Source organism: Streptomyces sp. NPDC005423 (assembly GCF_040606415.1).
Lineage (GTDB): Bacteria > Actinomycetota > Actinomycetes > Streptomycetales > Streptomycetaceae > Streptomyces.
In genome coordinates this window covers 202,087-215,550 of the sequence record NZ_JBEXET010000003.1, presented here as the reverse complement: position 1 = coordinate 215,550, position 13,464 = coordinate 202,087, and the positions used below count along the sequence as shown (strand labels likewise).

Sequence of the window (13,464 nt, the reverse complement as noted above, 5' to 3'; positions counted from 1 at the left end):
GGCGCGTGATGATGCCATAAGGCCGACATAAGAGAACGATGAGAAGGCTGTCCATTGCCCAGGGGCGGGGTTGCCCGGGGCTGTCAACAGCCGCTCAGGGCACAGGATTTGATGCCGTATCGGCCGACTGTCCCCCTACGTCCAGGGGCCGCCGGCGCGGGGAGGCGGCGAGGAGAACGGGGGTCGGGGCGGGGGTGTCGCTGGAAAAAGCGTGACGGTCTTGGCAGAAGTGTCACGCTTTTCGAAGACGACCAGTGCGCTCGCCGAGCGTGTCGCGGGTGTGGGCGAAGAAGTGTGACACTCGGCGCTGAACCGTCACGCTTTTTCGGAGAAAGGGTCCCTCCCCCGGCCTCGGGGCCCAGGGCCGCACCGCTCGCTCGGCTGCCGGGGCATCCGGGAAGGCCGAAGGCGGCCGCCCGTCCGGGCAGCCGCCTTCGGTCGTTCTCAGTGTCGGGAGTCGGCGTCAGACCGCCGAACCCGCCTTCCACTGGGCCCAGTCCATGTTCCAGCCGTTGAGGCCGTTGTCCGGGGCCACCGTCTTGTCGCCCGTGTGGGAGATGACCACCACGTCGCCGACGATCGAGTGGTTGTAGAACCAGGCGGCCGGCATGTTGGCGTTGCCCGCGCCCTTCACGTCCTGGAGGCCGACGCAGCCGTGGCTGGTGTTGACGCTGCCGAACACCGAGGACGAGCCCCAGTAGTTGCCGTGGATGAAGGTGCCGGAGCTGGTGAGACGGATGGCGTGCGGGACGTCCTTGATGTCGTACTCGCCCTTGCCGTCATCGTCGGTGAAGCCGACCGTCGCGCCGTTCATCCGCGTCTGCGTGAACTTCTCCGACATCACCATCTGCCCGTTGTACGTGGTGTGTTCGGGGGAACCGGCCGAGATCGGGATGGTCTTGACGACCTTGCCGTCCTGCTCGACCTTCATCTGCTTCGTCTTGGCGTCGACGTACGAGACCTGGTTGCGGCCGATGTGGAAGGTCACCGTCTTCTGCTGCACGCCGTAGACACCGGAGGCACCCTGGACGCCGTCGAGCGCGAGCTTCAGCGTGACGGTGGAGTTCTCCTTCCAGTAGGCCTCGGGGCGGAAGTCGATGCGGTTGGCGCTGAACCAGTGGCCGACGACCTCCTGGCCGCTGCTGGAGGTGACGGTGATGCCCTTCTGGACGGCCGCCTTGTTGGTGATCGCCTTGTCGAAGTTGATCGACACGGGCATGCCGACGCCGACCGTCGAGCCGTTCTCCGGCGTGAAGTTGCCTATGAAGCTGTTGGCGGGGGCGACCGTGGTGAAGGAGGCGTTCTCGTGGGCGGCGCGGCCCGCGGAGTCCTTGGCTGTCGCGGCCACCTTGTAGGTCGTGGACCGGTCGAGCTGCGTGGTCGGCTTCCAACTGGTCTTGTCGGCGGCGATGGTGCCCGGGACGGCCTTGCCGTCGGAGGTGGTCATCGCCACGTCCGTGAGCGTGCCCTTGCTGACCACCACGGTCGCCGAGTTGTTGATGGAGGCGTTGTTCGAGCCGTCCTTGGGCGTGATCGTGATCTGGGCCTCGGAGGACTTCTTGGCCGCCGCCTCGTCGACCTTGGACTGTGAACTCTCGCCGCCCGTCGAGCCGCTCCCGGACGACGACTTGTCGTCCCCGCCGGAACACGCCGTGAGCACGAGCACACCGCCGAGCAGTGCGGACGCGGCCGCCAGGCTCTTGCGCCGCTTACTGTCCGTCATCACACGCTTCTCCATCATTGCCGAATCCCACAGAACTCCGAACGACCCCGTTGACGATCTCTAGAACCTTCAACCTTACAAAACGCCGGGACCGGCCGATCCCGTTCCACATCTTCCGCAGGTGTGGGGCACACCACTCCCCCGACGCGGGGACGACGGACCCCGGGCGCCGACGGCCGACCCGGAGTCACTTCTTCCCCGTACGGGCTCAGTCGTGCGCGGCCGCCGCGTCTTCTTCCACGGCGTCCACGTCGTCATCGGCGTAGCGGCCGTCCCGGTCGCCGTCGGCGCCATCATCCTCGTCAAGGTCCCAGTCCGGCGAATCGGGGTCGTAGTCGATCTCCTCGCTGCTCCAGGAGGCCTGCGCGAGTTCGACCCCCTCCATCCCGCTGACCAGGTCGAACGGGTCCACGAGATAGGCGAGCGCCTCGGCGGTGTCCTCTGTCACAGCGCTCTCGACGTGCGCCCGCTCGTCACCCGACAGCTCCGGATCGTCGGCGATCCGCGCCAGCGCGGCCCTGGCGACGGCGTCCTCGTTCTCCACTTCGACGACGAGTTCCACACGAAGGCGTACAAAACGTGATGTCTCTGGGGTGCTCATGCCCGGAGCGTACGGCCCGTGGCCCCCGCGACTTTCCCCTGACCCGCGCCGTTCATTAGCATCGGCCCACACGGCCAACTCGCCAGCGCCACAAGGGGATCGATATTCCGTGTCATCCGCTCGCCGTACGTTGCTGACCGCCACCGCCGCGGGCACCCTGCTGGGTGCCCTGTGGTTCGTCCCCTCCGCGCACGCGACGGTGGACCACCAGGCCGGAGCGGAGCCTTCGGCGAGCCCGTCCACGCAGGTCACACAGCAGGCACGGGTCACCGCCGCCGACCCGGCCGCGTACACGGAGGCGGCCTCGGACGCCAGCCGGCTGGCCGACACCGGCAGCCCCGACACCACCCCGTACGTCGTCGGCGGCACGCTCTTCCTCGGGCTGGGCGCCGGCTTCGTGGTCTATTCGGTGCGGCGCGAACGCCTCGGCCTCTGACCGGCTTGGCGAAGCCTTGACCTGAGCTTCATGATCCGCTCACGGAGGGATCACCGGACCTACGACTGTGCGCCACTTCGGCGGAGCGGCGGCGCGGCATCGCGGGGCCCCACCCGCCGGGCAGGGCCCAACTCCCCTACCGTAGCGGCCCGATGACCTTCTCCACGGTCTCGACGACATGCCCGCCCCGGACGAACGCATCCGCCGCCGCGAGGTCCGGCGCCAGGAACCGGTCCGGCCCGGGCCCCTGGACCCCGGCGGCCCGGACGGCGTCGATGACGGCCCGGGAGGCGGGGGCGGCCGCGAGCCCCTCGCGCAGTTCGACGGCGCGCGTCGCGGCGTAGAGCTCGACGGCGATGATCCGGGTCAGGTTGTCGACGGCGGTGCGCAGCTTGCGCGCGGCCGACCAGCCCATGGAGACGTGGTCCTCCTGCATCGCGGAGGACGGGATCGAGTCGGCGGAGGCCGGTACGGCCAGCCGCTTCATCTCGCTGACCAGCGCGGCCTGCGTGTACTGGGCGATCATCAGCCCCGAGTCGACGCCGGCGTCGTCCGCGAGGAACGGCGGCAGACCGTGGCTGCGGTTCTTGTCGAGCAGCCGGTCGGTGCGGCGCTCGGCGATCGAACCGAGGTCGGCGGCGGCGATGGCGAGGAAGTCCAGGACGTAGGCGACCGGGGCCCCGTGGAAGTTGCCGTTGGACTCGACCCGGCCGTCGGGCAGGACGACGGGGTTGTCCACCGCCGACGCCAGCTCACGCTCGGCGACGAGCCGCGCGTGCGCCATGGTGTCCCGCCCGGCACCGGCGACCTGCGGGGCGCAGCGCACCGAGTAGGCGTCCTGGACCCGGGGCGCGCCGTCCTGGTGGTGTCCGGTGAGGGCCGAACCCCGCAGTACCGCAAGCATGTTGGCGGCGCTGTCGCCCTGGCCCGGGTGGGGGCGGATGGCGTGCAGCTCGGGCGCGAGCACCTTCTCGGTGCCGAGCAGGGCCTCCAGCGAGAGCGCCGCGGTGACGTCCGCCGACTTGTAGAGGGTCTCCAGGTCGGCGAGGGCCATGATCAGCATGCCGAGCATGCCGTCGGTGCCGTTGAGGAGGGCGAGACCCTCCTTCTCCCGCAGTTCGACCGGGGCGATACCGGCCTCGGCGAGCAGCTCGCCGGCCGGCCGTACGACCCCGTCCGGGCCCTCCGCGTCGCCCTCGCCCATGAGCGTGAGGGCGCAGTGGGAGAGGGGGGCGAGGTCGCCGGAGCAGCCGAGGGAGCCGTACTCGTGGACGACGGGGGTGATGCCGGCGTTGAGCGCGTCGGCCATGGTTCGGGCGACCTCCGGGCGTACGCCGGTGCGGCCCGAGCAGACGGTCTTCAGCCGCAGGAACATGAGCGCCCGCACGACTTCCCGCTCCACGCGCGGGCCCATGCCGGCGGCGTGCGAGCGGACGATGTTGCGCTGCAACTGGGCACGGAGCTCCGGGCTGATGTGCCGGCTCGCCAGGGCCCCGAAGCCGGTACTCACGCCGTAGACGGGTTCCGGCTTGGCGGCCAGCGCGTCCACGATCTCGCGGGCCGCGGCGAGCGCCGCGACGGCCTCGGCCGAAAGCTCGATGCGGGCGCCGTCGCGCGCCACGGCGAGAACGTCGGACGCGGTGACCCCGGACGTCCCCACCACCACAGTGTGCATATCCATATTCAGGAGCGTACGCATTGAATGCGGCGGTGTCACTACCGGGGGGCGGGGTTGCCCCTTACCCAGGCAGACCCGCCGACAGCGCCGTCCCTCAGGCCCGGCGCCCCCGGAAGCGGCGGCGCTCGGCCGGGGTGTCCGGCGCCGGGGTGTCCGCGAGCCGGACGACCGGATCCTCCGGGCCGGCGCGGCCGGCGACCACCGGCCGGCCCGCGCGGAGCGCCTTGGCCCGGTACTGGGCCGCGTCGGCGAGCCGGAAGAGCCGGCGGGCGGACCGGACCGGACCGATCGGGTCCGCGGTCGACGCGACCCCGCAGGCGACCCCCTCACCGAGCTCCAACTCGGCGGCCCGACGGCAGAGTTGGGCGGCCGTGTCGACCACCTCGTCGGCGGGCGGGCCGACCGCGAGCAGACAGAACTCGTCGCCGCCGAGCCGCGCGGCGAGCGCGCCGGGCAGCATCGCGCCGCACAGTGACAGCACCGACCCGAACCGCTCCAGCAACCGGTCCCCGACGGCGTGCCCGCGGGTGTCGTTGACGCGCTTGAGCCCGTTCAGATCGCAGACGACGAGACTGACCACGGTTCCGTCCGCGCGATGCCGTTCGATCGCCTCGTCGAGCCGTACGTCGACCGCGCGACGGTTGGCGAGCCCGGTCAGGGCGTCGGTGAACGCCAGCCGCCGCGCCTCCTCCAGGCGCTCTGTCTGGGCGATCCCGGCGGCGACGACCGAGGCCAGCACGGTGGCGAAGTCGGCGTCGGGCCGCCCGAAGACCGGCGCGCCGACCGGCCGGGCCACGTACAGCTCACCCCAGGCCCGCCCGTGCAGCACGATCGGCGCGACCACACAGCAGCCGCGCCCGCGGCGGCGCAGGGCGGCCACACGCTGCCGGCAGTGACCGGGCTGCCCCGCGGTGGGACCGGCGGCCGTCTCCACCCAGGCGTTGGGCTCGCCGCCACCGGCCCACCGTTCGTGCAGGAACTCGGTGATCTCCGGAAACTGGTGGACGGGGTAGGTCTCGGCGTCCGGGAACTCCTCCTCGCCCCCGGCCCGCTCCCCCACGTTGGCCAGCACCCGCAGCCGTCCCAGCTCCCGCTCCCACACGGAGAGCGCCGCGAAACTCCCGGCCAGCGCCCGGCACGCCCCGGCCGCCGCCGCCCGCCAGGACTCGCGGGGGGTGTGCGCCGCCGCCATCCCCTGCGCCAACGCCACTACGGCCGCGAGTCGCGCATCCTCACCCATCGCTCCAGGCTAGGGACATTCGGCGCGAAGTGGGACATCGGGGCGGAGTTCGGGGCGGAGTACGGACCGGCGACCGGACCGGCGACCACGACGGAGCCCGCCGCCGGGGCCGACGCAGGCGCCAACACCAGCCCCTCGAAGCCGCCGGCTCCCGCCGACCCCTCGGGCCCTCGGACCCCCGAACGCCTCAGACCCCGAACGCCTCAGACCCCCGGCCACCGCGGCTTCCGCTTCTCGTTGAACGCCGCCACACCCTCCGCACGGTCGCCCGAGAACGCCACCGAACGCCAGGCCGCGTCCTCCACCTCAAGGCCGGCGCGCAGATCGAGGCCCTGGCCCAGCCGCAGCGCGCGCTTGGCGGCGCGCAGGCCGACCGGGGAGTTGGCGGCGATCCGCGCCCCCAACGCCAGCGCCTCCTCCCGGTCGCGGCCCTCTTCCACCAGGACGTCCACCAGGCCCAGGCCGGCCGCCTCGACGGCCTCCACCCGGCGCGCGGTGAAGACCAGTTCGGCGGCGCGGGCGGCACCCACCCGGCGGGGCAGCAGCTGCGTACCGCCGCCCCCGGGGATCACCCCGACGGAGACCTCGGGCAGCCCGACCACCGCCGTACGGTCGGCCACGATCAGATCGCAGGACAGGGCCAGCTCGAAACCGCCGCCCAGCGCGAAGCCGTGCACGGCGGCCACCGTCGGGACCGGCAGCTCCAGCACCCCGGTGTACGCGCCCCGGGCCACCGGCCGCTGCCGCAGGAGCTCCGCGTCGGTGAGGGAGTTGCGCTCCTTCAGGTCCGCGCCGACGCAGAAGGCCCGCTCATGGGTGGAGGTGAGCACGGCCACCCGTACGTCCTGGTCGGCCGCGAGCGCCGTACAGGCGGCGGCGATGGACCGCGCCATCTCCGTGGAGACGGCGTTCATGGCCTTGGGCCGGTCCAGGACGAGCTCCGCCACGTGGTCGTGCCGCCGCACCAGCACGTACTCCCCGAACCGTTCCTCACTCATGACACCCTCCCGGTTAACGCGGGTTAACAGCACTCGCCCCGATCATCGCAGCCGGACGCCGTGGAAGAAAGGCCGGACCCGAGAAGCAGGGCGCGGACCGCGGGAGCCCGGCTCCCCGTTCGGGTGACAACCCGCCCGACTCCGGCCGCGCGACGCGGCGCAGCGCATAACGTGCGTCCGCCACGGCGCCACAGCCCTACGGCGCAACGCGGAGGAGCGGGATGACGGAGACCAAGGCCAGGGCGGTGCGGCCCCGAAGCGGCGCCACCGGAACGGCCCTGACCACCGGGGGCGGCAAGGCCGACCCAGGGCCGTTCGTCGGCCGGGTCCGGCGCGGGCGGCACCGCAGACGGCGTCCCCGCAAGCTCGCGCTCGCCGCCGGGGGGCTCGCGCTGGCCGCCGGTGTGCTGACCCTCGTACGGATGGCGCCGGAGTCGGTGGTCGGCGGCGCGGACCGGGCCGAGGCCGGACCGGAGCCGGGCCCGACGGCGTCCACCGGCCGTTCCGGCAACGCCGCCGCGACCATCCGCGCCGTCCCCGGCGCGAGCCCCTCGGCGACTCCGGCGCTCGACGGGGCGCGTCCCGGGCCGGTCACCGGCTCCGGCGTGGTGGAGACCCCGTTCGCGTCCCCGAGCGCGGCGCCGGTCACCCCAGGCGCCGCCACGGTCCCGACCGCGATCCCCACCGCGGCAGCCGGTCCGCCGCCCGCGCCGGCCGGGACCTCCGCCCGGACCCCGCACGCCAAGCCACCGGCCCCGCGGCCCGACCGGACCACCACGGCCCCCGCGCCGGCCCCCGCGCCGAGCGCCGAACCCGCCAGGCCCGGCCTCTGCGTCCCGCTCATCGGCCTGTGCGTCGGCGCTCCCCCGCCCCACGGCTGAGCCACTCCGCGGTACAGCTGAGCCACCCCGCGCCGCTCCCCCGCGGCGACGGCCGAGCCGGCTACGCCGCCGGACCGTCCCGGCGCGTGAGCAGCCACGGTTCGACCACGCCGAGCCCGCGCACCGGCCGCTGCCACATCGGCTGGAGCGCGAAGCGGTAGGCCGGTGGCTCCTCGCCCTCCTTCTCGGCGGTCGCCGCGGCCTCGGCCGCCTCCGCCTCGGAGGCCGGGGCCTCGCCGGTACGGATCAGCTCCTCCGCGAAGGCGCTGTCGACGAGGACGGCGTCGCGGGGCGCTATCGACGTCAGCCGGGAGGCGAGGTTGACCGTCGTACCGAACACGTCGCCCATCCGGGTCGTCACCGTGCCGAAGGCGATGCCGACGCGCAGTTCCGGCATGGTCTCGTCGTGCGCCATGGTCTCGATGAGCCGCAGCGCGATCTCCGCGGCGACCGCGGCGTCGTCCGCCGAGTACAGCACCTCGTCGCCGAGCGTCTTGATGAGCCGGCCGCCGCGCGCCGCCACCAGGTCGGCGGCGGTGGTCTCGAACGCCTCGACGAGCTCGCCGAGCTCCTCCTCCTCCATCCGGCGGGTCAGCCGGGTGAAGCCGACCAGGTCGGCGAAGCCCACCGCGAGCCGCCGGTCCACCATCTCCTCGTCGTCACCGGCCTGCACGACCCGCCCGGTGGCGGCGGCGAGCTGGCGCCGCCAGACGTAGACGAGGAACTCCTCCAGCTCCGGCAGCAACAGCTCGACCAGGGGGTACGTCACCTCGGTGCGCGTCATGCCCGGTTCCGGGGGCTCGGTCAGCCCCTCCAGGAAGGAGTCGATCTGCCACTCGGCGAGCCGCGCCGTGGTCTGTCCGGTCGAGCGGGCCACCTGCACGGCCATCGCCTCGCTGAGCAGCCCCGCCTCGACGAGACCGGCGAGCCGGCGCAGCGCGAGCACGTCCGCCTCGGTGAGCGCCCTGGCCTGCCCGATGTCGGCGAAGCCCATGGCCCGCCAGAAACGGGACGCCAGCTCCATCGAGACGCCGGCGCTGCGGGCGGCCTGAAAGGGGGTGTAACGGCGCTCGGCGCCCAGGATGAGCCCTTCGAGGCGCAGGGCGAGAGGGTCGCCGCCGGGATCGACGGCGTCCGGGTCCTCCCGCTCGGCCGGAGCCGAGAACGCGGGAGGGTCCATCCGGCCGTCCGCGTCCGCGCCGGAGCCCGTGTCGTCGACGGTCACGCCTGCTGCCCTTCCGATCTGCCACGGTCAGATATCGACCGGGCCCAATGCTACGGCAGGTGTGGGCCAGCTCACTCCGTGAGGGGCGCCGACGGCCGTGCCCTGCGGACGGACGGTCTCACACCGGGCGCAGGTGGACGATGTCCCCGGCCCCCACCGGTTCCTGCACCCCGTCCGCCGTGGCCAGCACCAGCCGCCCGTCCCCGTCGACCGCCACGGCCTCCCCCGTCAGCGAACGGTCGCCGGGGAGTTCGGCGCGGACGGTCCGGCCGAGCGTGGAGCATCCGGCCGCGTAGGTCTCCTGGAGGCCGCTGAGCGCCGGGTCGCCGCCGGCTCCGCGCCACTTGCCGTACCACTGCTCCAGGGAGCGCAGGACGCCCCGGAGGAGGGGGTCGCGGTCGGTGCCGACGGCTCCCGCGAGCGCCAGGGAGCCCGCCTGGGGCACCGGCAGCTCGTCCTCGCGCAGGGTGACGTTGATGCCGACCCCGACGACCACCGCGCCGTCCCCGGCCCGCTCGGCGAGGATGCCGCCGGCCTTGCGCTCCGCACCCGCCACGGTCACCAGGAGGTCGTTGGGCCATTTGAGTGCCGTGTCCACGCCGGCGGCCTTGGACAGTCCCGTGGCGACGGCGACCCCGGTGAGCAGCGGCAGCCAGCCCCAGCGGGCCACCGGCACCCCAACCGGTTCCAGCAGCACGGAGAAGAAGAGGCCGGAGCGGGGCGGCGCGCTCCAGCGGCGGTCCAGGCGGCCCCGCCCCGAGGTCTGCTCCTCGGCGACCAGTACGGCGCCCTCGGCGGCCTTGCCCGCGGCGGCCAGGGCGACCAGGTCGGAGTTGGTGGAGCCGGTGCGCTGCACCACGTCGACGCCGGTCCACAGGCCGCCCTCCCGCACCAGCGCCCGGCGCAGCGCCCCGGCGTTCAGGGGCGGGCGCTCCAGGTCGGACCAGCGGCTGCCGTTGCCGGCCCGGCCGTCGTCCGGGGAATTCGCGTCTGGGACATCTCGCGGCGTCATGCAAGCCACCCTAGGTGTGTTCAACGCCGCACTGCCGATCGGGAAGCACCCCACTACTCTACGGATGAGTAACCGTCCCCCCTTTTGAGCAGGCAGGGAGCCGCATCCCGATGTCCGAGCCGGAAGAGATCGACCTCCACACGACCGCGGGCAAGCTCGCGGATCTGCAGCGCCGTATCCAGGAAGCGACGCACGCCGGTTCGGAACGCGCCGTCGAAAAGCAGCACGCCAAGGGCAAGTTGACGGCCCGTGAGCGGATCGAACTGCTGCTGGACGAGGAGTCGTTCGTCGAGTTCGACGAGTTCGCCCGGCACCGTTCCACCGACTTCGGGCTGGAGCACAACCGCCCCTACGGTGACGGCGTCGTGAGCGGCTACGGCACGGTCGACGGCCGTCCCGTCGCCGTGTTCTCGCAGGACTTCACCGTCTTCGGCGGCGCCCTCGGCGAGGTCTACGGCCAGAAGATCGTCAAGGTGATGGACTTCGCGCTGCGGACCGGCTGCCCGGTCATCGGCATCAACGACTCCGGCGGCGCCCGCATCCAGGAGGGCGTGGCCTCCCTCGGCGCCTACGGCGAGATCTTCCGCCGCAACACCCACGCCTCGGGCGTGATCCCGCAGATCTCCCTGGTCGTCGGTCCGTGCGCGGGCGGCGCGGTCTACTCCCCCGCGATCACCGACTTCACCGTCATGGTCGACCAGACCTCGCACATGTTCATCACCGGCCCTGACGTCATCAAGACGGTCACCGGCGAGGACGTCGGCTTCGAGGAGCTGGGCGGCGCGCGCACCCACAACTCCGTGTCGGGCGTGGCCCATCACATGGCCGGGGACGAGAAGGACGCCATCGAGTACGTCAAGCAGCTGCTGTCGTACCTGCCGTCCAACAACCTCAGCGAACCGCCGGCGTTCCCGGAGGAGGCGGACCTCGCCGTCACGGACGAGGACCGCGAGCTGGACACGCTCGTCCCGGACAGCGCGAACCAGCCGTACGACATGCACTCGGTGGTCGAACACGTCCTGGACGACGGGGAGTTCTTCGAGACGCAGCCGCTGTTCGCGCCGAACATCCTCACCGGGTTCGGGCGGGTGGAGGGGCGGCCGGTGGGCATCGTAGCCAACCAGCCGATGCAGTACGCGGGTTGTCTGGACATCGACGCGAGCGAGAAGGCGGCCCGCTTCGTCCGCACCTGCGACGCGTTCAACGTCCCGGTCATTACCTTCGTCGACGTGCCCGGGTTCCTCCCCGGCGTCGGCCAGGAGCACACGGGCATCATCCGGCGCGGCGCGAAGCTGATCTACGCCTACGCGGAGGCGACGGTCCCGCTGATCACGATCATCACCCGCAAGGCCTTCGGCGGCGCCTACGACGTGATGGGCTCCAAGCACCTGGGCGCCGACCTCAACCTGGCCTGGCCGACCGCCCAGATCGCCGTGATGGGCGCGCAGGGCGCGGTCAACATCCTGCACCGCCGCGCGCTCGCCGAGGCCGAGGCGGCGGGCGACGCGGAGGCCACCCGGGCCCGGCTGATCCAGGAGTACGAGGACACCCTCCTCAACCCGTACGTCGCCGCCGAGCGCGGTTACGTCGACGCGGTGATCGTGCCGTCCGACACGCGCCGCCAGGTCGTACGGGGGCTGCGTCAGCTCCGTACCAAGCGGGCGTCCCTGCCGCCGAAGAAGCACGGCAACATCCCCCTCTAGTGCCGCAACAGCCACTCGCGAAGCCTCCAGGAGCCGTCATGACGATCAAGGTGGTACGGGGCAATCCGACCCCGGAGGAACTGGCCGCCGCCCTGGCGGTGGTCAGGGCGCGCGCCGCGGCGGCGGCCGGTGCCCCGCCCGGCGCGCCCCGCCCGCGGGACTCCTGGTCGGACCCGGCACGCATCGCGGCCGGCCGGCTCCCCCGCCCGGGGGCGACGGCGTGGGCCCGTACGTACTGGCCCGGCTAGCGAGAGTTGAGTACGGGTACTCAGGCGCCGCCCCGGGCCGCCGTCCGACCATGGACGGCATGCTGTGGTCCGACCCCGAGAACGAGCCGCCCGAGGAACTGCGCGAGACGCAGGTCATGTTGCGGCGGCTCGGCGTTCTCATGGCGCTGGCCATGGTGATCGCGATGCTCGTCCTCGGGCTGCTGTGAGGCGGGGGAACCGACCGGCGAGGAGCGGCCGGCGGGGCGTCGATACGCTGGGCGTATGACAGATCAGCCGCGCCGCCGACTCGTGCTCGCCTCCCAGTCCCCCGCCCGGCTCGGACTGCTGCGGCAGGCCGGGCTCGATCCCGAGGTGATCGTCAGCGGGGTCGACGAGGACGCCGTGACCGCCCCCACCCCCGCCGACCTGGCCCTCGCGCTCGCCGAGGCGAAGGCCTCCGTGGTCGCCGCCCGGCCCGAGGTGACGGGCGCCCTGGTGATCGGCTGCGACTCGGTGCTCGACCTGGACGGGGAGGCCCTCGGCAAGCCCGTGGACGCCGCGGAGGCCACCGCGCGCTGGAAGGCGATGCGCGGCCGGGCGGGCACGCTCCAGACGGGCCACTGCGTCTACGACACGACGACGGGACGGTACGTCTCGGGCATCGCGTCCACGGTGGTCCGGTTCGGCGAGCCGACCGACGCGGAGGTCGCCGCGTACGTCGCCACGGGTGAACCCCTGTACGTCGCCGGGGCGTTCACGCTCGACGGCCGCTCGGCGCCGTTCATCGAGGGCATCGACGGCGACCACGGCAACGTGATCGGCCTCAGCCTGCCGCTCCTTCGCCGGCTGCTGGCCCAACTGGGCGTAGGCATCACGGAGTTGTGGACCACGCCGGACCGGTAGCCGCCCGGACTCGGCAGAGTCGGGAGTCCCGGGAGGGCAGGGAGGAGCTCGGCAGGGTCAGGAAGGGCTGGGGGCAGGCGGGTTGACCGGGCCGGGCCCCTCCGCCGCTCCGGAACCCTTTCCGGACCCCGGCCCGGATTCCTGTCCCGAACCTGGCCCGGGACCGGGTCCGGAACCCTGCGCGGACGGGCCCTGGAGACGGTCGTACGTCATCAGCAGCAGGACGACCAGAGCGAGCACCAGGATCATGAAGAGGAAAGCGACCGGGCCCACCAGCCCCCAGGCGAAGGCGCCCAGCAGCGCGTGCACCACGGCGACGCTGATCAGCAGGACCCGCCCCAGGCCCGCGGGGGCCCGGTCGCGCACGGCGACGAGCAGCGCGACCAGTCCGCAGAGCGCGAAGTAGAGGCCGAAGACCACGCCGCCGGCCTTGGAGGAGACCGACATCGTGTCCGGGTCGAGGCCGGCCAGGGACATGTCCTGACGGTCGACGACGATCCCCAGGAACCAGTTGAGCGCCGCGACCCCCAGCGCCTCCGCGAAGAGGACGACAGCCACGATCCATGCCACCGGTCTGCGAACCACCGGCCCCCACCCACTTTCGACTGGCACTCGCTCAAAGCTGCGGTTACCTGGCGTACGTTCGATCCATCGTGAACGCTACTAACGGGTAAACCGGGGGACAAGGGGTCCGGCGAGGGCAAAGAATCATTGGGCCATTCGTAGGGACTCCACAAAGAAACGTCGTGGTGCGCAGCACGCTCTCACAGAGACCTTGGCCACACAGGAGGGCTAGGGTTTCCGGGAGGAGTCCTGCGCACCGAGGTGCGACAAGGGATTTCGCGGGTCGAGCGA

Annotated in this window: 14 protein-coding genes; 6 read left to right on the top strand and 8 right to left on the bottom strand. The window is 72.6% G+C overall.

Features of this window, described 5'->3' with window-relative positions:
* Nucleotides 1–463: 463 nt before the first annotated feature.
* Complete coding sequence (locus tag ABZT12_RS07270; RefSeq protein ID WP_356378663.1) at nucleotides 464–1,723, bottom strand: Ig-like domain-containing protein; 1,260 nt, start codon at nucleotides 1,721–1,723, stop codon at nucleotides 464–466.
* A 208-nt stretch (nucleotides 1,724–1,931) separates the two neighbouring features.
* The gene (locus ABZT12_RS07265; RefSeq protein WP_356378660.1) at nucleotides 1,932–2,324 is read right to left on the bottom strand and encodes a hypothetical protein; all 393 of its coding nucleotides are present in this window, start codon (nucleotides 2,322–2,324) and stop codon (nucleotides 1,932–1,934) included.
* Between the two features lie 130 nt (nucleotides 2,325–2,454).
* Between ABZT12_RS07265 and ABZT12_RS07260 the strand changes: the two genes are divergently transcribed.
* On the top strand, nucleotides 2,455–2,760 hold the full coding sequence (locus tag ABZT12_RS07260) for a hypothetical protein (RefSeq protein WP_356379044.1): 306 nt from the start codon (nucleotides 2,455–2,457) through the stop codon (nucleotides 2,758–2,760).
* A 136-nt stretch (nucleotides 2,761–2,896) separates the two neighbouring features.
* Here ABZT12_RS07260 and hutH read toward each other — a convergent pair whose 3' ends face one another.
* The 3 genes from hutH to ABZT12_RS07245 all read right to left on the bottom strand — a co-directional run bounded on the left by hutH (nucleotide 2,897) and on the right by ABZT12_RS07245 (nucleotide 6,676).
* Entirely contained in the window at nucleotides 2,897–4,435 is a 1,539-nt protein-coding gene (hutH, locus tag ABZT12_RS07255) for a histidine ammonia-lyase (RefSeq protein WP_356379041.1), read from the bottom strand.
* 97 nt (nucleotides 4,436–4,532) lie between these two features.
* Complete coding sequence (locus tag ABZT12_RS07250; RefSeq protein WP_356378657.1) at nucleotides 4,533–5,678, bottom strand: diguanylate cyclase; 1,146 nt, start codon at nucleotides 5,676–5,678, stop codon at nucleotides 4,533–4,535.
* 203 nt (nucleotides 5,679–5,881) lie between these two features.
* Complete coding sequence (locus ABZT12_RS07245; RefSeq protein ID WP_356378653.1) at nucleotides 5,882–6,676, bottom strand: enoyl-CoA hydratase-related protein; 795 nt, start codon at nucleotides 6,674–6,676, stop codon at nucleotides 5,882–5,884.
* Nucleotides 6,677–6,897: 221 nt separating this feature from the next.
* Here ABZT12_RS07245 and ABZT12_RS07240 point away from each other — a divergent pair, with 221 nt between their 5' ends.
* Nucleotides 6,898–7,557 (top strand): hypothetical protein, encoded by a 660-nt coding sequence (locus tag ABZT12_RS07240; protein WP_356378650.1) that lies wholly within the window; start codon nucleotides 6,898–6,900, stop codon nucleotides 7,555–7,557.
* A 61-nt stretch (nucleotides 7,558–7,618) separates the two neighbouring features.
* Here the strand turns inward: ABZT12_RS07240 and ABZT12_RS07235 are convergent, their stop codons facing one another.
* The gene (locus ABZT12_RS07235) at nucleotides 7,619–8,782 is read right to left on the bottom strand and encodes an adenylate/guanylate cyclase domain-containing protein (RefSeq protein WP_356378647.1); all 1,164 of its coding nucleotides are present in this window, start codon (nucleotides 8,780–8,782) and stop codon (nucleotides 7,619–7,621) included.
* 118 nt (nucleotides 8,783–8,900) lie between these two features.
* A complete protein-coding gene (locus tag ABZT12_RS07230) occupies nucleotides 8,901–9,794 on the bottom strand; it encodes a biotin--[acetyl-CoA-carboxylase] ligase (protein WP_356378644.1) in 894 nt (297 codons plus the stop codon).
* 110 nt (nucleotides 9,795–9,904) lie between these two features.
* Between ABZT12_RS07230 and ABZT12_RS07225 the strand changes: the two genes are divergently transcribed.
* From ABZT12_RS07225 to ABZT12_RS07210, 4 genes are read left to right on the top strand one after another with little or no spacing between them, the layout of a single operon-like run.
* Entirely contained in the window at nucleotides 9,905–11,497 is a 1,593-nt protein-coding gene (locus ABZT12_RS07225; RefSeq protein ID WP_356378641.1) for an acyl-CoA carboxylase subunit beta, read from the top strand.
* A 38-nt stretch (nucleotides 11,498–11,535) separates the two neighbouring features.
* Complete coding sequence (locus tag ABZT12_RS07220; RefSeq protein WP_356378638.1) at nucleotides 11,536–11,745, top strand: acyl-CoA carboxylase epsilon subunit; 210 nt, start codon at nucleotides 11,536–11,538, stop codon at nucleotides 11,743–11,745.
* A gap of 50 nt (nucleotides 11,746–11,795) precedes the next feature.
* Nucleotides 11,796–11,933 carry a hypothetical protein gene (locus tag ABZT12_RS07215; protein ID WP_356379060.1) on the top strand — a complete coding sequence of 46 codons (138 nt, stop codon included), beginning with the start codon at nucleotides 11,796–11,798 and terminating at the stop codon, nucleotides 11,931–11,933.
* Between the two features lie 55 nt (nucleotides 11,934–11,988).
* Entirely contained in the window at nucleotides 11,989–12,609 is a 621-nt protein-coding gene (locus ABZT12_RS07210; protein ID WP_356378635.1) for a nucleoside triphosphate pyrophosphatase, read from the top strand.
* A gap of 57 nt (nucleotides 12,610–12,666) precedes the next feature.
* Here ABZT12_RS07210 and ABZT12_RS07205 read toward each other — a convergent pair whose 3' ends face one another.
* Nucleotides 12,667–13,194 (bottom strand): hypothetical protein, encoded by a 528-nt coding sequence (locus tag ABZT12_RS07205; RefSeq protein WP_356378632.1) that lies wholly within the window; start codon nucleotides 13,192–13,194, stop codon nucleotides 12,667–12,669.
* Between the last annotated feature and the right edge of the window lie 270 nt (nucleotides 13,195–13,464).